General features: G+C 39.4%; 19 protein-coding genes and 1 pseudogene. 14 read left to right on the top strand and 6 right to left on the bottom strand.

The genetic code is table 11. The features are described 5' to 3' along the window. The first annotated feature begins 9 nt into the window (after positions 1-9). The 6 genes from RWN13_RS02750 (at position 10) to ileS (ending at position 6,307) form a co-directional block, all read left to right on the top strand. Positions 10-681 carry a YggS family pyridoxal phosphate-dependent enzyme gene (locus tag RWN13_RS02750; RefSeq protein WP_314060257.1) on the top strand — a complete coding sequence of 224 codons (672 nt, stop codon included), beginning with the start codon at positions 10-12 and terminating at the stop codon, positions 679-681. A gap of 21 nt (positions 682-702) precedes the next feature. Then, on the top strand, positions 703-1,317 hold the full coding sequence (locus RWN13_RS02745) for a cell division protein SepF (protein WP_314060256.1): 615 nt from the start codon (positions 703-705) through the stop codon (positions 1,315-1,317). Between the two features lie 14 nt (positions 1,318-1,331). Next, entirely contained in the window at positions 1,332-1,604 is a 273-nt protein-coding gene (locus RWN13_RS02740) for a YggT family protein (protein WP_314060255.1), read from the top strand. A 33-nt stretch (positions 1,605-1,637) separates the two neighbouring features. Continuing rightward, positions 1,638-2,420: an RNA-binding protein gene (locus tag RWN13_RS02735; protein WP_314060254.1), complete on the top strand. Its 783-nt coding sequence runs from the start codon at positions 1,638-1,640 to the stop codon at positions 2,418-2,420. A gap of 17 nt (positions 2,421-2,437) precedes the next feature. Next, a complete protein-coding gene (locus RWN13_RS02730) occupies positions 2,438-3,190 on the top strand; it encodes a DivIVA domain-containing protein (protein WP_314060253.1) in 753 nt (250 codons plus the stop codon). A 330-nt stretch (positions 3,191-3,520) separates the two neighbouring features. Further along, positions 3,521-6,307, top strand: coding sequence for an isoleucine--tRNA ligase (ileS, locus tag RWN13_RS02725; RefSeq protein ID WP_314060252.1), 2,787 nt, complete (start codon positions 3,521-3,523; stop codon positions 6,305-6,307). A gap of 51 nt (positions 6,308-6,358) precedes the next feature. Here ileS and zwf read toward each other — a convergent pair whose 3' ends face one another. Both zwf and RWN13_RS02715 read right to left on the bottom strand, forming a co-directional pair. Further along, positions 6,359-7,879, bottom strand: a complete 1,521-nt coding sequence (gene zwf, locus RWN13_RS02720; RefSeq protein WP_314060251.1) for a glucose-6-phosphate dehydrogenase — start codon at positions 7,877-7,879, stop codon at positions 6,359-6,361. Between the two features lie 204 nt (positions 7,880-8,083). Next, positions 8,084-8,734, bottom strand: a complete 651-nt coding sequence (locus RWN13_RS02715) for a metal-dependent transcriptional regulator (RefSeq protein ID WP_314060249.1) — start codon at positions 8,732-8,734, stop codon at positions 8,084-8,086. 268 nt (positions 8,735-9,002) lie between these two features. Between RWN13_RS02715 and RWN13_RS02710 the strand changes: the two genes are divergently transcribed. Next, entirely contained in the window at positions 9,003-9,665 is a 663-nt protein-coding gene (locus tag RWN13_RS02710; protein WP_314060248.1) for an AP2 domain-containing protein, read from the top strand. Between the two features lie 12 nt (positions 9,666-9,677). Here the strand turns inward: RWN13_RS02710 and RWN13_RS23610 are convergent, their stop codons facing one another. From RWN13_RS23610 to RWN13_RS02695, 4 genes and pseudogenes are all read right to left on the bottom strand, one after another. Next, positions 9,678-9,953 (bottom strand): hypothetical protein, encoded by a 276-nt coding sequence (locus tag RWN13_RS23610; protein WP_399553625.1) that lies wholly within the window; start codon positions 9,951-9,953, stop codon positions 9,678-9,680. After that, positions 9,954-10,112: pseudogene (locus tag RWN13_RS23605) on the bottom strand (phosphotransferase); the annotation flags it as partial. 6 nt (positions 10,113-10,118) lie between these two features. After that, positions 10,119-10,406, bottom strand: a complete 288-nt coding sequence (locus tag RWN13_RS02700; protein WP_314060247.1) for a hypothetical protein — start codon at positions 10,404-10,406, stop codon at positions 10,119-10,121. Between the two features lie 270 nt (positions 10,407-10,676). After that, positions 10,677-10,982, bottom strand: coding sequence for an AraC family transcriptional regulator (locus tag RWN13_RS02695; RefSeq protein WP_314060246.1), 306 nt, complete (start codon positions 10,980-10,982; stop codon positions 10,677-10,679). A 168-nt stretch (positions 10,983-11,150) separates the two neighbouring features. Between RWN13_RS02695 and RWN13_RS02690 the strand changes: the two genes are divergently transcribed. The 7 genes from RWN13_RS02690 (at position 11,151) to RWN13_RS02660 (ending at position 21,517) form a co-directional block, all read left to right on the top strand. After that, positions 11,151-11,888: an acyl-ACP thioesterase domain-containing protein gene (locus RWN13_RS02690; RefSeq protein ID WP_314060244.1), complete on the top strand. Its 738-nt coding sequence runs from the start codon at positions 11,151-11,153 to the stop codon at positions 11,886-11,888. A 281-nt stretch (positions 11,889-12,169) separates the two neighbouring features. Further along, the gene (kdpA, locus tag RWN13_RS02685) at positions 12,170-13,855 is read left to right on the top strand and encodes a potassium-transporting ATPase subunit KdpA (RefSeq protein ID WP_314060241.1); all 1,686 of its coding nucleotides are present in this window, start codon (positions 12,170-12,172) and stop codon (positions 13,853-13,855) included. Between the two features lie 21 nt (positions 13,856-13,876). After that, entirely contained in the window at positions 13,877-15,934 is a 2,058-nt protein-coding gene (kdpB, locus tag RWN13_RS02680; RefSeq protein ID WP_314060240.1) for a potassium-transporting ATPase subunit KdpB, read from the top strand. 48 nt (positions 15,935-15,982) lie between these two features. Beyond that, positions 15,983-16,549 (top strand): potassium-transporting ATPase subunit C, encoded by a 567-nt coding sequence (locus tag RWN13_RS02675; protein ID WP_314060238.1) that lies wholly within the window; start codon positions 15,983-15,985, stop codon positions 16,547-16,549. 63 nt (positions 16,550-16,612) lie between these two features. Then, entirely contained in the window at positions 16,613-19,300 is a 2,688-nt protein-coding gene (locus RWN13_RS02670) for a sensor histidine kinase KdpD (protein WP_314060236.1), read from the top strand. 2 nt (positions 19,301-19,302) lie between these two features. Then, positions 19,303-19,986, top strand: coding sequence for a response regulator transcription factor (locus RWN13_RS02665; protein ID WP_314060235.1), 684 nt, complete (start codon positions 19,303-19,305; stop codon positions 19,984-19,986). Between the two features lie 358 nt (positions 19,987-20,344). Next, positions 20,345-21,517 carry a betaine/proline/choline family ABC transporter ATP-binding protein gene (locus RWN13_RS02660; protein ID WP_314060233.1) on the top strand — a complete coding sequence of 391 codons (1,173 nt, stop codon included), beginning with the start codon at positions 20,345-20,347 and terminating at the stop codon, positions 21,515-21,517.

Genomic DNA, 21,517 nt, shown 5'->3' with positions numbered 1-21,517 from the left:
GCTACTTGCATGCTTGAAGATAACATTAATCAAATAAAGACAACTGTTTCTCAAGCATGTCATAAGGTTCAGCGTAAGACAGATTCAGTTAAAGTGATTGCTGTGACAAAATCGGTTACCAGTGAAGAAGCAGAAAAGCTGATTCCTTTTGGATTTACTGATTTTGGGGAGAATCGAACGGATCACTTACTTGAGAAACAGGCCGCTTTGAAAGACCCTGAGATTACTTGGCATTTAATCGGGCGTTTGCAACGGCGTAAAGTAAAGGATGTCATTAATCAGGTGGATTACTTTCATGCCTTAGAGAACGAACGATTGGCTGCTGAGATTGAAAAACGAGCAGAACATGTCATCAAGTGTTTTGTTCAAGTCAATGTGTCTCAAGAAGAGGCGAAACAAGGTGTTTTATTAGATGCAACAAAAGCGTTTATTGAAGAGTTGGCGAAATATCCGATGATCGAGGTGGTAGGCTTGATGACCATGGCACCTTTTGATGCTACGGAAACGGAAATAGAAGAGTATTTTACTCAGCTAGCCATTAAAAGGGATGAAATAATGGCATTAAATTGGGAACATGCCCCTTGTAGAGACTTAAGCATGGGGATGACTCAAGATTTTGAAATTGCCATTAAAGCAGGCGCTACACATGTAAGGATTGGGACTGCTTTTTTCAAAGACTAGAAAATAAGAAGGATGAGTAGAATGAATATGTCGACAACAGCTGAAAAAATACAAAAGTTTTTCGGATTGAATGATAGTGACGACTACGAAGAGTCGTACGTTGCTGAACCCGCACATGTTGAACAACCAGAACCACGATATTCTAGCCCAAACCGTTCATATTTTCAAGATGAAGGAACAGCAGAGAATACCCGATTCAGACAGGCACCTGTGCGACCTGCTCAGCAACAACCAGTCAAACAACCAACTCGTGAATTACCGGAGGAACCATCATTGGAGAACGTAAGGATTCCTAAGAAAGTCGTTCAAATGAGTAAGAAGGAAAGTTCGTCTCAACAAAGTTCAATGGGAGAAGAAAAAGTGAAGAAAATTTCAATATTAGAACCGAGAACTTATACTGAGTCTAAAAACATTGCTAAATGCGTTTTTAGAAATGAAATTGTCATTGTCAATTTTCATTTGGTAGAAGAATCTCAGGCTCGCAGAATTGTCGATTTCTTAACTGGCGCAGTTTATGCATTGGATGGAGATATCCAACGATTAGGTGATGAAATTTTCATCTTAACGCCTCCTAATACTGAGATTGATAGTGCAACTGCTAAGAGCTTACTAAGTACCCAATTTAGGGACTATTAGAAGGACGTGTTTTTTTGATTATTTATAATATTATTAGTTTTATATCATACGCAGCTAATATTTATATTGGCCTACTGGCAATCTATGCCTTATTGTCATGGTTCCCAGGCGCTTATGACTCGACTATCGGTCGCCTTATTTCTAGAATCTGTGAACCTTACCTAAGTTTATTTGATCGTTTTAATTTAAGTATTGGTGGGATTGGTTTTTCAATTATCATCGCCATTTTTGTTTTAAGAATGGGCGTTACAATTTTAAGCAGACTACTATTGACCATTGCTTATTAATCAATAAGAATATCATTGAAAGGATGTGTGTCTGTGAATGTAAATGTTTATCAACATTTTCGTAAAGATGAACATCCTTTTGTTGATATGATAGGAGGATGGATCGAGCAGGTTGAAAGTCAGTATGCTCCTCATCTAACCGATTTTTTAGATCCCAGACAAGCGTTTATCTTAGAATCAATTGTTAGAAGTGATAGTGAGTTACTTTTTTCTTTTTATGGTGGCTACGAAAGCGCTGAGAGACGACGGGCCTTAATTTACCCGGATTATTATCAGCCGACAGTTGATGAATATGATACAGTCTTGTTTGAGATTCATTATCCGACTAAATTTGGGAAATTGTCTCATGGCAAGATTCTCGGGACACTGTTGAATATAGGGTTAAGACGAGAGTTTTTTGGAGACATTATTTCTGATGGTGAACGGTGGCAGTTTTTTGTGAATAAGGAAATTGCTCACTTTGTAGAGGCTCAGTTAACTAAGATTGGCTCATTTACTATTCGTCTTGAAGAAGTTAACTATACGGAGGTCCTTAGGCCGAAAGATAGCTGGGAAATTGAACAGACAACGGTTAGTTCTATGCGGTTGGATACGATCATTTCGTCAGTTTTTAACATTTCCCGGCAGCGGGCAAAAACGTTAGTTGAAAGTGGTAAAGTGAAGGTGAATTGGGTGGAAAGTGTACGCCCTGACTTTATATTGGCTTTACTGGATATTATTTCAATACGTGGTTTTGGTCGAATACAAGTACGAGAGATCAACGGTCAAACAAAAAAAGAAAAACACCGATTACAAATTGGTGTTCTAAGAAAATAACGCAGAGGTGAGAAAGTATGGCTTTAAGTCCATTAGATATTAAAAACAAAAGCTTCCCGACGAAAATGAGAGGCTATAACCAAGAAGAAGTTGATGACTTTTTAGATCAAATCATCAATGACTACGAAGATGTTTTACGCGAAAAACGAGAGCTTGAAAAAGGATTAAAACATGCTGAAGAGAAATTAACTTATTTTAATGAGTTGAAAGATGCATTAAATCAATCGATTATTGTTGCACAAGATACGGCTGATAAGTTAAAAGATAGTGCGACACGCGAATCTGATGTAATGGTTACAACGGCTAACGCAGATGCTAAGAGCATTATTAGCCAAGCGAAGGCAGAAGCTGAATCAACACTTACAGCTGCTAATATCAGAGCGAAGGAAGTAATGGACTCTGCTACAACTAGAGCTAGTCAACTGGCTCATGAAACAGATGATTTGAAGAAAAAAACCAGAGAGTTTCATCGCAGTTTAGCGTTATTACTTGAATCTCAATTGGAAATCGTCAAAAGTAAGGATTGGGATGAGTTGTTGAAACCTTTCTCAACGTATGTTGATGAGACCCAACATTCTGCTGTCAGAGATTTACTTGATAGTGAACATCTTGACAAACAAAAGGCTGCTAATGTAGAATTAGAGGGCAGTACACAAGCGATTGATTTAGATGAAATTAGCAAGGCTGCTGATGAGCTTTTAGCTGCCGATTTAAGTACAACGATTGCAGGGATCGATAAGCCTGAACGTCGTGAGCGTCGTAGAGATTAACAATGAACCAAAAAACAATCAATGATTCTTATAGCGAGCCGATGACAGTGGAAGATCGGTAGACTCTCTTTGATTGAACTATCTTTCATTGCCTTTAGTTGTGAAATTAAGTAGCAATTAACGTATCATTCACGTTACGAATGATAGAGGGAATTTAACATGTATAGTGTTATATTCTAAATCTGGGTGGTAACGCGAGTACTTCGTCCCTATTAAGGGGAGAAGTACTTTTTTGTTTAATACGCTTTTGATAAGTGCCCTATTATAAGATGTGTTAATCATGTTTATTTAATTGAAAATGAAGATTTAAAATGAGGAGAGAAGACAGCCATGAAAATGAAAGAAACATTACAATTGGGAAAAACTGATTTTCCAATGCGTGGTAACTTGCCTGTTAGAGAAGAAGAATGGCAAAAAGATTGGGAAGACAAACAAATTTACGAAAAGCGTCAAGATCTTAACGAAGGAAAACCGAGTTTTATTTTACATGATGGACCTCCATATGCGAATGGCAACATCCATCTTGGACATGCTTTAAACAAGATTAGCAAGGACATCATTGTTCGGTCAAAATCAATGTCAGGATTTCGTGCTCCATATGTTCCTGGATGGGATACACATGGTTTGCCAATTGAACAAGTTCTAACCAATAAAGGCGTCAACCGTAAAGAAATGTCTCGTGCTGAGTATTTAAAAAAATGTGAAGAGTATGCGTTGACGCAAGTTGACACACAACGAGCAGACTTTAAACGTTTAGGGGTAGCTGGTGAATGGGATAATCCTTATGTGACATTAACACCTGATTATGAAGCAGCGCAAATTCGTGTGTTTGGCAAAATGGCAGAAAAAGGTTATATCTATAAAGGATTAAAACCGATTTACTGGTCTCCTTCAAGTGAGTCGTCACTAGCTGAAGCTGAAATTGAATACAAGGATGTTAAGTCTGCCTCTATTTATGTGGCTTTTCCGGTTAAGGATGGTAAAGGCAAATTAACATCTGATACGTCATTTGTTATTTGGACGACGACACCTTGGACCTTACCGGCTAACTTAGGTATTTCTGTCAACCCAGACTATAAATATTTGGTGGTTAAAGCCAATGGTAAAAAGTTTGTGGTGGCGAAAGATTTATTGGAAACAGTTAAAGAAGCTATTGGTTGGGAAGTAGTTGAAAGTTTAGAAGAAATTGCTGGGTCAGACTTAGAAAATATGACTGCACAACATCCCTTTTATGATCGTGAGTCATTAGTGATGTTAGGAGATCATGTGACCTTGGATGCGGGGACTGGTTTAGTGCACACTGCTCCTGGCCATGGTGAAGATGATTATTTGGTTGGTAAACGATATAACTTGGATATTTTATCACCTGTTGATAATCGAGGTATCTTTACAGCGGAAGCACCTGGTTTTGAAGGTGTCTTTTATGATAAAGCGAATCCTCTGATTACCGAGTTGTTAGAGGAAAAAGGGGCCTTATTGAAATTAGACTTCTTTACCCATAGCTACCCTCATGACTGGCGTACTAAGAAACCGGTAATCTTCCGAGCAACGCCGCAATGGTTTGCTTCAATCGATAAGTTCCGTGACAATATTTTATCAGAAGTTGAGAAAGTTGATTGGATTTTGCCTTGGGGGAAAACCCGTCTTTATAATATGGTACGTGACCGTGGCGATTGGGTTATTTCTCGTCAACGCGCGTGGGGTGTACCATTGCCAATTTTTTATGCGGAAAATGGCGAACCTATTTTAACACCAGAAACCATTGAACATGTGGCTGATATTTTTGCAAAAGAAGGCTCTCGTGTTTGGTTTGAACGTGAAGCAAAGGCGTTATTACCTTTAGGGTTTACTCATGAAGGCAGTCCAAATGGCCAATTTACTAAGGAAAATGACATTATGGATGTTTGGTTTGATTCCGGATCTTCTCATGAAGCGGTTCTTCGTGGGCGCGATAATCTAAGTTTCCCGGCGGATATGTACTTAGAGGGTTCTGACCAATACCGTGGCTGGTTCAACTCCAGTATTACAACGAGTGTGGCAATCAATGGTGTAGCGCCATACAAAGCTGTATTATCTCAAGGCTTTACTTTGGACCCACAAGGTCGCAAACAAAGTAAATCACTTGGCAATACGATTGAACCTGGTAAAGTTATGAAGCAAATGGGCGCTGATATCTTACGACTTTGGGTTGCCAGTGTTGATTATGAGTCGGATGTTCGTGTGGATATGAATACGTTGAATCAAATTTCTGAAGTTTACCGTAAAATCAGAAATACCATGCGTTTCTTATTGGCGAATACAACTGATTTTGTACCAGCTGAGCATGGTGTCAAGTATGATGATTTACGATCTGTTGATAAATACATGATGGTTCGTTTGAATCAGATTACGAAGCAAATTCGTGAAAAAGGGTATGACAAATATTCCTTCTCAACTATTTATAAAACTGTTGTTAATTTCTGTACCAATGATTTGTCGTCATTCTACTTGGATTTTGCTAAGGATGTTGTTTATATTGAAGCGGAAGATAATGCAGAGCGTCGTTGCATGCAAACTGTTTTCTATGAAACTTTAGTGACGTTAACTAAATTGTTAACGCCAATCTTACCACACACTTCTGAAGAAATTTGGAGTCATTTAAAAGAAGAAGAAGAGTATGTCCAATTAGCTGAATTGCCTGGCTATCAGGAATTTCCAAATCAAGAGGAATTAATGGATATGTGGGATGCTTTTATGGATTTGAGAGACAATGCGCTTAAAACGTTGGAAGAAGCCCGTAATGCGAAATTAATTGGTAAATCGTTTGAAGCGAAGATGACTATTTTCCCAAGTGAACCAATCAACGTATTGATTAAAGCACTTGATGCTAAGTTGGATCAATTACTGATTGTTTCACAAGTTGAAATTGCTTCTGTTGGTTCTGAAGTACCTGCAGAAGCCCATGTCTTTAATGATATGGCAATCCTAGTTGAAAAAGCAACAGGAGAAACCTGTGATCGTTGCCGTGCTGTCAAAGAAGATGTTGGTAGTCATGAAGAATTACCAACTCTTTGTCATCGTTGTGCGGAAATCGTTGAAGCAAACTTCCCAGAAGCAGTAGCTGAAGGATTCGTATAAACCATAAAAAAACAAGACCTGAGCGATTCGCTTAGGTCTTGTTTTAGATTGTTAAAGTTTACCGTGCTCACGGTACCACTCGTCAGGATGCCAAATCCATTCAAAGCTGTCTCGAGCTAGGAGATCAAAAGCGCACTGAGGTCCCATGGTGCCACTAGGATAGTTAGGGAAGTCAGGTGTCTCTTTATCCCATGCCTGTCTAATAACGTCCACAATGCGCCATGATTGAGCTACTTCGTCCCAATGGGTAAAGTTAGTGCCGTCGCCTTGCAAGCAGTCCAGAATCAGCTTCTCATAAGCTTCAGGGCTATTGTCCAGAGACTCAGCAGAATGACGGTAATCTAATTTAATGGGATCGATGTTAAAGCCAGCGCCAATTTCCTTACCATTTAGCGTTAACTGGAATCCTTCGGTCGGTTGAATATAAATCGTTAGAATATTGCGTGGGATATCTTCAGCATCGCAGGCATTTTCACTAGGATCACGAAACACATTAATTGGAGTAGGTTTGAAGACGATATTGATTCGCGTTCCTTTTTCCGTTAATTGTTTGCCTGTTCGAATGTAAAAAGGAACACCACGCCATCTAAAATTATCAACGACTAGCTTCCCAGCTACAAAGGTTTCGGTATGGGAATCAGTGTCCACATTTGTTTCCTCGCGGTAACCGACAAATGATTTGCCGTCTAAGTGTCCAGCTCCGTATTGCCCCCGAACAAAGTTCTTTTTAGCTTCGTCTTCTGAATAGACACGAATCGAATTTAAGGCTTTGACTTTTTCTTCACGAATGGTCTTCTCTGAGAATATAGCAGGAGGCTCCATCACAAGAAGTGAGACAACTTGTAAGATATGGTTTTGTACCATGTCTTTTAAGGCACCACTCTTGTCGTAATAGCCACCTCGTTCTTCAACACCAAGAGACTCTGACAAAGTGACTTGGATATTATCGATATACTTGTTGTTCCATAGGGATTCAAAGATGTTGTTGCCGAAACGAACAGCAGAAATATTTTGAATCATCTCTTTTCCTAAATAATGGTCAATTCGGAAAATTTGGTCTTCTTCAAACACTGCTCTAATTTCATTGTTTAATTTTTCAGCTGATTGATAGTCTGTTCCAAAGGGCTTCTCAATAATCAGACGATTAAAGCCATTTTCTGTGATGATTTCCTCGGATTTTAAATGTTCAGTGATGACACCAAAGAAATTAGGCGCCATGGCTAAGTAAAACATTCGATTATTATTTAATTGATACTTACTGTCCAGCTCAGTTGCCAAGACTTTTAGATTGTGATAGTGCTCGGTGTCGGTTACATTGTGAGCTTGATAATAGAAGTGGCTCGTAAAGTCGGCTAATTCTTTTTCAGTGGGTTCTAGTTCTGCAATGGTTCCTCGGACAATATCTCGATAATAGTCGTGAGTCCATTCTCGACGAGCCGTACCGATTACTGCGAATCGTTCTTTTAAGAAGCCTTTTCTAAATAGACGGAACAATGATGGGTAAAGCTTACGTTGGGCTAAGTCGCCTGTTCCTCCGAAAATCGTAAATAATGCGATTTGTTCATTTGACATATATATCGACTCCTCACTTTCCAAAAATAAGTAAATATGAAATTTTTCATTAAGTTAACTGAAAATTTATAAAATTATTACATTAGGTATATTTTACTGGTTTAGTTAAGGCAAAGCAAGAATAAACGACCTTATTTCCTGTTATTTATTTTCAAAACACTTATGAAGATCAGAAGTCATAGAAAAAAAACTCAAGAAGCGAGGTTATTGGTCACTGACAAAAATATTATGAGCTGCTTTATAACTAACGTGAAACTTTTGACCATCCTCATCGATTAATGTGAGAGGGCCTTCATAGGCACCAATTGTTTTGACCGTTACAATGGCATGAATCCCTAGCTTGATACTTGCTAAATAATCAAGGAGTTCGGTTTCATCGATGACCCGTTCAATACGAATTCGCTGGTTCAGCTGAACATCGCTTAAGGGTTTGAAATTTTGTTCTTGAATAGGTTGATTGTTACCGGGGATGACACCACCATGAGGACAAACTGTGGGAAATTCAAGGTAAGCTTCCAAGCGATTAGCCAGCTCTTCCGAGGTGACATGTTCCAAAACTTCCGCTTCAACGTGTACTTCATTCCAGGCGTAATCTAAATGGTTAACAAGAAATACTTCCCATAGACGATGTTTTCTTACCAGAGTGCTAGCGTGTTGTAAGCCAGCATCCGTCAATTGAACCCCTTGATAAGGCGAATGTTTCACAAATCCATCTTTTTCAAGTTTCGATATCATTTCGCTAACAGAGGCAGCAGAGACGTTTAAACCTGCTACAATCGATTTATTATTTATTTTTTTATCATAGCCACCTAATTCAAATATCAGTTTTAGGTAGTCTTCTTTATTAGGAGTCATAGTACTTGACCTCACTTTCATTCCCTATTCTATCAGATTTTACGCGTATCTCGCAATCTTAATGACAGATTCTTATAAATGAAAACGAATCCAATGTTATGTGGAAATGTTTATTGGAAGTCCATTCCTTAATAGTTAAGGAAAATAACCGACTATAAAAGTGAGGGGAATTTATTTCCTGATAACGACTTAAGTGATGAAATGAACAAAATTATAGGGAGGCTAGTTTTTACTGATAGCCCTTTAAACTAGATGGAGGAATGATTATATGATGTCTGCTGGTATCAAAAGTAAGTTGAATAAGCCACGTTATTATGACTTGGCAGGTCAGGTTTTTGGTGAATTAACTGTCGTATCGGCAACTGAAGAACGGAAAGAAGGGACTGTAGTCTGGCTGTGTAGTTGCTCTTGCGGCAAGGAAGTCAAAGCTTCTAGAAGACAATTAATTCGCCAATACCGTAAAGATTGCGGGCATGTCAAAGCGGCTCACTTAAATATTCGACAACAACTTTTTGGGAAACTAAGAGCTATTCAACCAATGGCAGAATTAAGCAATCAAACCAAATGGGTATGCCAGTGCGAATGTGGCAATCAAGCCATTGTTTATTATTATAATTTGCGCAATGGGCATACCCAAAGTTGTGGCTGTCTAAAAGCCGTTTCTCCGCTAACAATTGTCAATGGAACGGCGATTGAATTAATTAAATCAACGACGGTTAATTGTAATAATACAAGTGGTTTTCGCGGTGTTAGTCGTTGCCACAACAGCCCAAAATGGCGAGCTGACATCACGTTCCAGGGAGAACAATTTCATTTGGGAAATTACGATACCCGAGAAGCAGCTCATGAAGCTCGCCAAACAGCAGAGAAGCAGTTTTATACTCCGCTGATTTCTCAATATGATAATAATTGTAAGAGGAGCGCACGCTAAAAGGGGGATTACTTAATAAATTGAGATGCTTTCGATCTCCTTGCGAATAGGGTAAAGATAAACGAGGTTTTTCCGATTAATGTTGGCAAAGTCTTGCCATTCACTAACATGACTGAAGTAAGCAATGGCAATCAGTTGTATCGTGCAAAGCATGGTGAAGATTGCCTCTCCTTCGCTAGCAGTTAGTGCTGTTTTCTGATGATAGCCATTGACAACTTCTTGGAACAGGATTGGCCATTGGCGATACTGGCTTTCGTTTGTAACCTGAGATAGAATCGCAGTTCCCATATAACAAAGATCAAAAAGTCTTTGACTTTTGACAGAAATATCAAAATCGATAAACCCTGATACGTGATTGCCTGTAAAGAGAATATTTCCAGGGGTAGGATCCCGGTGAATTATTTGCTGAGGAAGTTCTGGAAATAATTCTTTTGATTTTGTTAGCAGATTTTTTTAAAATGTGTCTGGTAACTCGTGCTGCCACAGTCGAATGACCTTTTGCGTTTCAGGTAAGGCCCAATTCTCTAAGGTTGTGACTAGGTAATAGGTTTCAACGGTCTCTTGATCGAAGTGCTTCAATACTTGATGGCGTTTGGCTAATGTCTGTCCCTGTTCTTTAGCATATAACGCTGATTTTTCAAAAGATAGCTCCGACATCGACAACGGTAGTCCCTTTAATCGCGTCATCAAAATAAAATTTCCTTCGGCTAATTGTGAAATGCCTTGACCTTCTTTCGTCAAACAGACCTTTTGACTTGGGATTCCGTGCTTAATAAGACCATTGCATATCTGGGCATGTTTGATTCATTCATCATATTGCTCTTTTTTTAATGTGATGTTGATTAACAGACCAAATAAGATGGTCTTTATTGGTGTCTAATCCTTTGAGGGATTGAACGGTTGGAAAGTTCCAATTGGTAGTGATGATGTTGATCAGTTCTTTTTTTGTATACATAACTTGACCTCTCTCTAAAATATTCGGACAACCCGGTTTGTTAATCGGATGAATGTTTAGGTAGTCTTTTGGGCCACAATCGTAGACTTGAGCAAAGGCTCGATAAAAGCCTGAGTAACTTTGAAACCCGTAATTGAGGGCTGTTTGTTGCTTGGGAGCCCCTTGATAAATCTCGTAACGGGTCTGACATAATCTGCGTTGCAGATGTACGCAGCCAATGTAAAACCAGTGACCTCTTTGAAAAAATGAGAGAAATGAAATGGCGAATAATGATACCGTTCCGCTAATTCCGTTAAAGACCAGTAACTGTTTAAGTGAATCTCAATGTAAATAACACAATCTGCAATAATGACTTCCATCATTTCTACCTCCATGTGGTAATTTTTATTATAGCCGACACTAGCAGGAAAAACATGTTGAAATATGCCGAATGTTAAGTGAAGGAGGATTTTTTTCTAGGTTTATTCTAGAGATTATCAGTTGATTTATGATATAGTAGAGAGAATTGATATGAAGATAGGGTGACTAGAATGGCAACTAAATTTACAGAAAAACATGAAATTCAATTTTATGAATGTGATGTCACAGGTAAGCTAACGCTACCGATGCTTTTAAACATCGTCATAAAAACATCTGAATCACAAAGTGAAGCTTTGAATAGAGGGTCAGACTTTGTTAATAGCTTGGGGTTAGGCTGGGTTATAACTCAACACGAGATGACCGTGACTCGCTTACCTAAAACGGAGGAAATAGTGTCAGTAAGTACTCAGGCAACCTCATATAATAAATACTTCTGCTATCGGAATTTTTGGATTCACGACGAAAGTGGTCATGAGTGTGTGGCGATTAGTTCTACCTTTGTCTTAATGGATTTAGAAACTAGGAAGATGACAAGTGTGCCGCAGGAAATTATAGATGTGTATGACTGTGAAAAAATTACTAAGATTTTACGAGGAACAAAAATTACTTCTTTAGAAGATGACTCTCAGTTGCGGGAGTATCGGGTTCGTTTTTCTGATATTGATGGGAATAAACATGTTAACAATTCCCGATATTTGGATTGGATGGTCGATAGCTTAACTTATGATTTTTTGACCAGCCATGAACCAACTTTTGTAAACATTCGTTTTGATAAGGAACTAGCCTATGGCAACAGTGTGACAAGTCATTGGCAAGAGGCCTCTGGAGAACAACTGATTAGTAAGCATCGCATTAAGTTAGACGGAACACTTTGTGCAGAAGCCAATATTAGCTGGCGCAGCATGTAATCCACCCCTTAGTTAGGAGAATCCTCTTAATTAAGGGGTTTTTCTTTACGCAATCTTAACACCAGGAGGCTTTTTCTTAACACTATCTTTATTAAAAAGTTGTTATGCTAGGGATAGATAAAGCTCCGATACTAGACAATCAGTGACCAATGTATTTGGCGTTATATCTAAAGTTTGAATAGAGGAGTAAAGATGATGAATGGAATTATTGTTGTATGTGGATTCATGGCATTGCTGTTGTTGTGTTATTTAATTTACGTCTTGTTCTGGGGGGATTCAAAATGATCTCAATTATTTTTAATAATGTTTTGTTCCTCGTGGTGCTAATCGGATTAGGAATCCCTTTGGGTAAATATTGCTATAAGGTTATGACTGGGCAAAAAGTTTGGCTCGATCGATTAGTAAAGCCAGTGGAAAAGTTGACCTATCGCTTAATTGGTAAAGAAAGTCAGAAGAAGATGACCGCAAAAACCTATGTGATAGCAATTATCGCTTTTAGTTTTTTTAGTTTTTTAGCAGTCTTTCTTATTATGTTACTGCAAGGATTATTGCCTTTAAACCCTGCTCAATTAAAGGGCACAAGTTTGAGTTTAGCGTTTAATACAGCCATGAGCTTTACTACTAATACAAACTGGCAGGCTTATTCAGGTGAGACGACTTTATCGACCTTTAGTCAAATATTTGGATTAACCGTTCAAAATTTTGTCTCAGCTGCAGTAGGTATTTCTGTTCTCTTCGTTTTATTAAGAGGGTTTACGGCGAAAAAACAAAAAGAAATCGGCAATTTTTGGCAAGATTTAACTAAGTCAACTCTCTATATTTTATTACCAATCTCAATCGTTATTGCGTTGTTTTTAGTTTCTCAGGGTGTTGTTCAAAGTTTTTCGGGACCTGTCGCCTATGATTCGCTGGAAAAGGGCGTAAAAAGTTGGCTTTATTTAGGAACAGCTGCTAGCCAAGTCGCGATTAAGCAGTTGGGAACAAATGGTGGGGGATATTTTGGTAGCAACTCAGCCCATCCTTTTGAAAACCCAACCGTTTTAAGTAACTTTGTTGAGAATATCAGTATCCTGTTGATTCCTATGGCGTTACTAATTGCTTTTGGCTATTTTGTAAAAGATCATAAACAAGGACGAACACTTTTTATCGTCACGATGATTATTTTTGTCTTAGCGTTAGTTGGCGTGACTCTCAGCGAGTTACATACAAGTCCTGAATTTGCAGAGTTGATCAATATGGGCAATTTGGAAGGGAAAGAGACACGGTTTGGTGTTGGTTGGTCAGCGCTTTGGGCAGTCAGCACAACAGCTGCTTCCAATGGTTCGGTCAACGGCATGATGGATAGTTTCACCCCGTTAGGAGGGATGATTCCCATGTTCTTAATGCAGTTAGGCGAAATTGTTTTTGGTGGTGCAGGTAGTGGCTTATATGGGCTAATTGCGTTTTTAATTTTGACAGTTTTTATTGCAGGACTTTTAGTGGGACGTACGCCAGAATATTTAGGGAAAAAAATTGAACCTTTTGATATGAAAATGGTTTGCTTGGTGGTCTTGACGCCACCTTTAATGACTCTCTTGGGGACGATGAGTTTTTTGCTCTGGCCACAAGCAGAGAGCATGCTGACCAACAGTGGAGCTCATGGCTTTTCGGAAATTCTGTACGCCTTCTCGTCATTGGCCAATAATAATGGTAGTGCATTTGCTGGTTTACAGGCAGATACGTCTTTCTTAAACGTAGTCGGCGGCTTGACGATGTTGGTGGTGCGTTTTATTCCGATGATAGCTGTTATTTTCTTGGGTGAGAATTTAGCCAAAAAGAAAATGGTGGCCATTAGTGAAGGGACGTTATCAACGACCAATGGGATTTTTGTTGGCATGTTGTTTGGTGTCATTATTTTAGTTGGTGCCTTAAGTTTTTTACCTGCTTTAGCTTTAGGTCCAATTGCTGACTTTTTAACAATGAAATAAGAAAGAGGAGTGGAGTTTAACGTGAATGAAGAACTGTCACAAACAACTATTTTTAAAGATGCGCTAAAACAATCAGTTGTCAAATTAGCACCAAAAACCCAGTTGGAAAACCCAGTTATGTTTGTTGTTTATTTAGGGGCAATCTTAACTACGGTTCTTTACTTTTTAAGTTTTGCAGGTATTCGCGACACGGATTCTTGGTTTGTTTTTACCATTACGATGATACTATGGCTCACTATTTTGTTTGCTAATTTTGCTGAAGCAATCGCAGAAGGTCGTGGACGGGCCCAAGCAGACAGCTTAAAGAGTGCTCGTAAAGAGGTTATGGCCAAACGGATTAAAATCAAAGAAAATCCATTAGATTTTCAGGAAATCAGTTCATCTGAATTGAAACGCGGTGATCTGGTTTATGTGGTTGCAGGTGAACAAATTCCGATGGATGGCGATGTAGTAGAAGGCGCAGCTTCAGTAGATGAGAGTGCTATTACCGGTGAATCTGCTCCCGTTATTCGTGAATCAGGCGGTGACCGCAGTGCCGTGACTGGCGGGACAACGGTAGTGTCTGACGAGTTAATCATTAAAGTGACAGCTGAAAGTGGCGAAAGTTTCTTGGATAAAATGATTGCTATGGTAGAAGGATCTTCACGGAAAAAAACACCAAATGAAATCTCATTGCAAATTTTATTAATTACCTTAACGTTGATTTTTTTAGTAGTGTCGGCTACTTTATTGCCATATACGGCATTTTCGAGTCAGTTAGCGGGAACTGGGGAGGCATTGTCTTTAACTACCATTATTGCCTTGCTTGTTTGTTTGGCACCTACGACGATCGGGGCGCTGCTTTCTTCCATCGGTATTGCTGGCATGAGTCGTTTAAATAAAGCCAATGTCTTGGCCATGAGTGGACGGGCAATTGAAGCGGCAGGTGATGTGGATATTTTGATGTTGGATAAAACCGGAACGATTACACTGGGAAATCGAAAGGCTAGCGAATTTCTACCAGTCCGAGGCGCATCAGAAAAAGATCTAGCGGATGCTGCCCAATTATCGTCCATGGCAGATGAAACAGCAGAGGGACGGAGTATTGTAATTTTAGCAAAAGAGTTATTTGATATTCGAGCTCGCAACTTTAAGGAAACCAATGCTAAGTTTATTGAGTTTTCAGCTAAAACGAGAATGAGTGGGATTGATTATCAAGGCGATGAGATTCGTAAGGGAGCGGCTGATGCAATTAAGCAATACGTGTTAGCCAACGGCTCAACCTATCCAGAAGAATGCGATAAACTGGTTGCTAAAATTGCGAATCTTGGTGGCACACCATTGGTCGTTGCCAAAAATTGTCAAGTTCTTGGTGTGATTTATTTAAAGGATATTGTGAAGTCAGGCGTAAAAGAACGTTTCGAAGACTTGCGTCGAATGGGAATTAAGACGATTATGATCACAGGTGATAACCCGATGACCGCAGCGGCTATAGCCGCTGAAGCTGGAGTGGATGACTTCTTAGCAGAGGCGACACCAGAAGCTAAATTGGAATTAATTCGTCATTACCAACAGGAAGGCCATTTAGTTGCCATGACAGGTGATGGCACCAATGATGCCCCTGCATTAGCCCAAGCTGATGTGGCAGTTGCCATGAATACCGGGACTCAAGCGGCCAAAGAAGCGGGGAATATGATTGATTTGGATTCGAGCCCGACCAAGTTAATCGATGTGGTTCGGATTGGCAAACAACTACTCATGACTCGTGGTGCATTAACCACATTTAGTATTGCCAATGATGTGGCAAAATATTTTGCCATCATACCTGTTTTATTCTTTGGCATATACCCTCAATTGAATCAGTTGAATATAATGAATTTAACAAGTCCGACTAGTGCGATATTATCAGCGATTATTTATAATGCTTTGATTATCGTCGCATTGATTCCCTTGTCGTTAAAAGGGGTGGCTTACAAAGAATTACCAGCTAGCAAAATGTTACGTCATAATCTGCTAGTTTATGGATTAGGTGGGTTGATTGCCCCGTTTATTGCGATTAAATTAATCGATATGGGATTAACTGTAATGGGCTTCATTTAGGCTGACTGAGTAACGGAGCGTTTAGGCGATAAAAAGGAGAGTAGGCAGATGAAACAAATCAAACAATCTTGGTTAGCAAGCTTAAAAATGTTAGGTATTATGACGGTCATTTGTGGAGGTCTTTATACCTTATTGGTCACAGGAATTGCTCAAGTCATTTTTCCAAATCAAGCCAATGGAAGTGTAATTGAGGCAAGTGATTCGACTGGTCAAAAAAGAATCGTGGGTTCGAATTTAATTGGACAATCGTTTCTAGGTGCTAGCTTTTTACATGGGAGACCTGAAGACGAAGCGAGCAATTTGTCTCCTGTCAGTGAGGAACAACGTGACTTAGTGATGATTCGGTTGACGGAGATAAAGAAAACAAATCCACAAGGAAAAGAGATCCCCAGCGAGTTAGTTTTAGCATCTGGGAGTGGACTTGATCCAGAAATAAGCCTAGCAGGAGCTGAATTTCAAGTTCAACGAATTGCGACTGCTCGTCAACTTGAACCACTGGAAGTTAGAAAAGTGATTGAAAAGCATACAAGTGGTCAAGTATTTGGTAAAATAGGAACTGCACGGGTGAATGTCTTAGGTGTTAATCTAGAATTAGAGGGATATAGGATTAATTAAGAAGGCGATAAACTTTAGCTTTTGGGCTAAAGTTTATTGTTGATTTTTCTGGGAGGGATAAATGTGAAGGAAGAACAACGACCAAATCCGGATTTTCTATTAATGAAGTATCGGGAAAATGGGCAATCCCGAGGGTCATTAAAAGTCTTTTTTGGTTATGCAGCTGGTGTTGGGAAGACCTACAGCATGTTACGGGAAGCTTGGGAGCAAAAAGATCGTGGGCGAGATGTAGCTGTTGGTTATGTGGAACCCCACGCTCGTCCGGAAACACTGGCACTTTTAGATGGTTTGGAACAACTGCCTGCTAAAGTGATGAGTTATCGTCAAATGACCCTAACTGAATTTGATCTTGATCAAAGCCTTGTTAGACAACCAGAATTAATTTTAGTTGACGAATTAGCCCATACCAATGTAACGGGCTCCCGAAATCGCAAACGTTATCAGGATATACAGGAGTTATTACGAGCGGGAATTGACGTGTATACGACAATGAATGTTCAACACATGGAAAGTCTAAATGATATTGTAGAATCGATTACAGGCGTTCATGTGAGTGAAACCGTCCCAGATAGTTTTTTTGAAGAAGCGTTAATCAAATTAATTGATGTAGAACCTGAGGAATTAATCAGTCGCTTGACAGCAGGAAAAATTTATCAGCCTGAGAATGCTAAACGTGCCATGGCACATTTTTTTACAGAAGAAAATTTAAGTTTGTTACGAGAAATTGCCATTCGTAAAACCGCTGATCATATTGGTTTAGATAATCGCCCAGAAGCGATGCCAATGAAAAAAAAAGTTCAGGGGAAATTATTAGTTTATTTGGAACCTCAAGCTCGCGGCGGTTTCGAAAAATGCTTGCGCTGGACAGCTCGTTTAGCAACCGCTTTGCGATTGGACTGGGTGGCCTTAGCTATCCAAGACGAAGAAGCTGATGTTGTTCTTCAGAGACAATTAAATGAAAGTTTTGAATTAGCTGAAAAATTAGGAGCGGAAACACTGACGTTAAATTCAGATGATCCACTGTCAACCTTGATTCACTATGCAAAAATAACAGGAATTTCCGATATTGTTATCGGTAAAAACCAACAAAAAAAGTGGGTTAGACCTATTTTTCGTAAAGAACTGGAAGATGTCTTAATTAGTGAACTAGCTGATGTCGACATTCATATCATTCCATACCTAGAAAAAAGACCAAAACAATCATTAAAAGAAGCGAAAAGGAACTGGCAATTAAAGAACTGGTTATCTACTGGCGATCTATTAAAAAGTGGAATGTTACTTGTGGCAGGGACACTTTTTTCTGAACTTTTTCTTTACTGGGGCTTAGGTGACCAAAATGTGATCATCGTGTATTTGTTTACGGTGTTAGTGATTTCGCGAGTAACGGAAGGGTATGTCTATGGGGCATTGTCTTCAATCGTCAGTGTCTTGTTATTTAATTGGTTTTTTGTAGAACCGTTGTTTTCACTGACCGTTTACAAGGCGGGTTATCCAATTACCTTGATCATCATGTTAAGCGTGGCGCTAATTACCAGCAATATGATGATTCGTGTAAAAAAACAAGCCGTTGAATCCATTGAAAAAGAACATCGGATGGAGGTGATTTATGAATTGAATCAACACTTGTTGGGGAGCGAAAATCTGGCTGATATTGTGTCTTTGACAACTGGTTACTTAGGGCGAATGCTTGAGAAAACCATTATCTTTTACACGGAAAAGCCTGAAAGGTCGAATGCTAATTATGACGTTCAACTGTATCATGCTCAGGATGCGGAACGCCTGACATCTGAGGACGAAAGAGGCGTTGCTAATTGGGTTTTTAATAATGGCAAAGTGGCTGGTTTTGGCAGTGATACATTAATGGGAGCAAATGGCTATTATTTGCCCATTATGTCAAACGGACAAGTGTTGGGAGTCATTGGGATTCTCAGTAAAAAGGAAAGTCCCTTAAGCCATGAAAATCATAATTTCCTGAAGTTAATTACATCACAACTTTCCTTGGCATTGGAAGGACAACAGCTGGCAGATAAGCAGCAGCGAATTATGATTGAAAACGAAAAAGAAAAAATGCGGGGGAACTTATTACGAGCGATTTCTCATGATTTACGAACGCCATTAACGGGCATCTTAGGGGCTAGTTCTGCCATGCTGGAAAACAAGGGAAAGCTCTCTGCCGAATTGGAAGTTCAGTTATTAAATGATATTAAAGAGGACTCTGAATGGCTGATTCGCATGGTTGAAAATCTGTTATCTGTGACTCGGATCGATGAAGGAACGATGCGGGTGAAAAAGGTGCCAGAAGCAGTGGAAGAAATTGTTGGTGCAGCAGTCAGCCGAATTCGCAAACGATTTAAGCATCAAGCGATTAAGGTTGTGGCGCCATCAGAGCTATTATTGGTTCCTATGGACGGTAAGTTGATTGAACAAGTACTGATTAATCTATTAGAGAATGGCATTAAACATTCTGGGACAATTGAAGCCATCGAGGTGACTGTCGAAGGCCAAGGAAATGAGGCCGTTTTTACTGTAAGCGACCACGGTTCAGGGTTATCTGAGATGACTTTGGAAAAACTGCAAAATAATTTTCAAGGAGAACCGTTAATTCCGGTGGATAATAAACGGGGATTGGGAATTGGTTTATCAATTTGCCAGACAATAGTGGCGGCCCATGGGGGCATTTTAACAGGCGAAAATGATTCCCAAGGCGGTGCTGTTTTAAGGTTTAGCCTGCCCTTAAGAGAGGAGGGATAAAAATGACACAAGGATTAGTGTTAGTGATTGAAGACGATTCAGGGATTAAAAATTTTATGACGGCAGTCTTAAAAGGCGCGGACTATCAGGTTAAGACAGCTGAAAATGGCAATACTGGCTTATCTTTAGTAGCTACTTGGTCACCAGACTTAATTATATTAGACTTAGGCTTGCCGGATATGGACGGGTTAGAAGTTTTAACTACGATCCGAACTTGGTCAGAAGTTCCTGTATTGATTGTGTCTGCCAGGGGAAATGAGCAAGAGAAGGTTGCTGGTCTCGATGCAGGTGCCGATGACTATATCACCAAACCATTTGGAACGTCTGAGTTATTGGCGCGAATTCGCACGGCATTACGTCATCGAAAAAAAATTGATGTTCCCCTTAACTTTTTTCAAACTGGTGAGTTAACCATAGATTTAGAGCGTCGACTAGTCAAGATGGGCGAGGTAGAGGTTCATTTGACGCCGACGGAATACAAAATATTAACATTGTTTGCTCAGCATCATGGAAAGGTTCTTACTCATGATGTGATTATGAAGGCAGTTTGGGGCCCATATGTCAATGAGAATCAAGCACTGCGAGTGAATATGTCAAACATAAGACGCAAATTGGAAGCAAATCCTGCTGATCCGCACTATATTTTGACAGAGGTAGGGATAGGTTATCGTTTAGCCGAGCGTTAGATAATGCACTTAAAATTGAGCATGAATTTGCCGATTTTAGGTGTTTTTTGTCATGAAAAACCAACTTTTATTAAAAAAATATATAAAGCGGTTTCTTTACTACGATGACAGGGGCTGAAAGAGATGTTAAAATGCGTAAATACGCCATTTATAGACTGTAAAAGTTGAATTTTTATGAGTGATAGCCCATACTAGTAAGGGAAGCAACATTTTATTTCAATACAGAAAAGCGCCGATATGCTTGTTTTAGCGAGGCTTTATTTTAATTTCTAATCTTAAACAATAAGGTCGTCCTATCAAAGTAATCAGTGAATTATTTTGAAATGAGTGTTTCGGTCAGAGTAAGGAGTGGAAAAGTGTGATTGAATTTAAAAATGTTACAAAGGTCTTTAAGGGTGGTAAAAAGGCTGTGGACAACGTGAATATTTCCTTTGAAAAGGGGGAATTTGTGTGTTTTATTGGAACAAGTGGTAGCGGTAAGACGACAACCATGAGAATGCTCAACCGCATGATTGAGCCGACAAGTGGCCAAATTTTAATCGATGGAAAGGATATTTCAAAACAAGATCCTGTCCAGTTACGTCGAGGGATTGGTTACGTGATTCAAAATATTGGCTTAATGCCACATATGACGATTCGTGAAAATATTGTGATGGTACCAAAATTATTGAAATGGCCGGAAGAAGAACGGAACCGCATTGCAGATAAATTTATCGATTTAGTTGAACTACCTCGTGAGATGCTTGATCGTTACCCTAGTCAATTATCAGGTGGTCAGCAGCAACGGATTGGTGTTGTTCGGGCTTTAGCAGCAGATCAGGATTTAATCTTAATGGATGAACCCTTTGGAGCGCTAGATCCCATTACGCGGGAATCGTTACAAGATTTGGTTAAGGAATTGCAAGAGAAAATGGGAAAAACGATCGTCTTTGTTACTCATGATATGGATGAAGCGATTAAATTAGCCAACCGCATTTTAATTATGGATGATGGAAAAGCCATTCAATTTGACACGCCAAGCAATATTTTAAAAAATCCTGCCAACGAATTTGTTGAAAATTTAATTGGTGAAGAACGTTTAATGCAAGCTAGACAGGAAGAAACAACGGTTGAACAAGTAATGCTTCGGGCAGCTATTTCAATTACCCCTGAAAAATCAATTTCAGAAGCGATTAAATTGATGCGTGAAAAACGAGTGGATACTTTGTTAGTCGTTGATGGCACAGGGGTCTTAAAAGGCTTTATTGATGTTGAAGACATTAACCGCAATCGCCGCTCCGCTACGAGCGTTGGAGATATTATTCATAACGAAGTGTTCTTTGTACGAAAAGATTCTTATTTACGAGACACGTTACAGCGTATTTTGAAACGTGGATTAAAGTATGTTCCAGTTGTTGACGATCAAAAACGTCTTGTTGGGATTGTAACTCGCTCTTCCTTAGTCGATATTGTCTATGATGTTGTCTGGGGCGATGAGGATTATCTTGAAACAGCGATCGAGGAAAAAACTAGCGGTCAGGAGGGAGCATAA

The sequence above is a fragment of the uncultured Vagococcus sp. genome, from assembly GCF_963518325.1.
In the GTDB taxonomy this organism is placed as follows: Bacteria; Bacillota; Bacilli; order Lactobacillales; family Vagococcaceae; genus Vagococcus_D.
This window is presented reverse-complemented; position numbering and strand designations above follow the sequence as displayed.

What these genes read in the sequence shown, in the direction of transcription:
- RWN13_RS02750 (WP_314060257.1), top strand. Translation starts at nt 10, where the DNA reads ATGCTTGAAGATAACATTAATCAAATAAAGACAACTGTTTCTCAAGCA.
- RWN13_RS02745 (WP_314060256.1), top strand. Translation starts at nt 703, where the DNA reads ATGAATATGTCGACAACAGCTGAAAAAATACAAAAGTTTTTCGGATTG.
- RWN13_RS02730 (WP_314060253.1), top strand. Translation starts at nt 2,438, where the DNA reads ATGGCTTTAAGTCCATTAGATATTAAAAACAAAAGCTTCCCGACGAAA.
- ileS (WP_314060252.1), top strand. Translation starts at nt 3,521, where the DNA reads ATGAAAATGAAAGAAACATTACAATTGGGAAAAACTGATTTTCCAATG.
- zwf (WP_314060251.1), bottom strand. Translation starts at nt 7,879, where the DNA reads ATGTCAAATGAACAAATCGCATTATTTACGATTTTCGGAGGAACAGGC.
- RWN13_RS02715 (WP_314060249.1), bottom strand. Translation starts at nt 8,734, where the DNA reads ATGACTCCTAATAAAGAAGACTACCTAAAACTGATATTTGAATTAGGT.
- RWN13_RS02710 (WP_314060248.1), top strand. Translation starts at nt 9,003, where the DNA reads ATGATGTCTGCTGGTATCAAAAGTAAGTTGAATAAGCCACGTTATTAT.
- RWN13_RS23610 (WP_399553625.1), bottom strand. Translation starts at nt 9,953, where the DNA reads ATGGGAACTGCGATTCTATCTCAGGTTACAAACGAAAGCCAGTATCGC.
- RWN13_RS02695 (WP_314060246.1), bottom strand. Translation starts at nt 10,982, where the DNA reads ATGATGGAAGTCATTATTGCAGATTGTGTTATTTACATTGAGATTCAC.
- RWN13_RS02690 (WP_314060244.1), top strand. Translation starts at nt 11,151, where the DNA reads ATGGCAACTAAATTTACAGAAAAACATGAAATTCAATTTTATGAATGT.
- kdpA (WP_314060241.1), top strand. Translation starts at nt 12,170, where the DNA reads ATGATCTCAATTATTTTTAATAATGTTTTGTTCCTCGTGGTGCTAATC.
- RWN13_RS02675 (WP_314060238.1), top strand. Translation starts at nt 15,983, where the DNA reads ATGAAACAAATCAAACAATCTTGGTTAGCAAGCTTAAAAATGTTAGGT.
- RWN13_RS02665 (WP_314060235.1), top strand. Translation starts at nt 19,303, where the DNA reads ATGACACAAGGATTAGTGTTAGTGATTGAAGACGATTCAGGGATTAAA.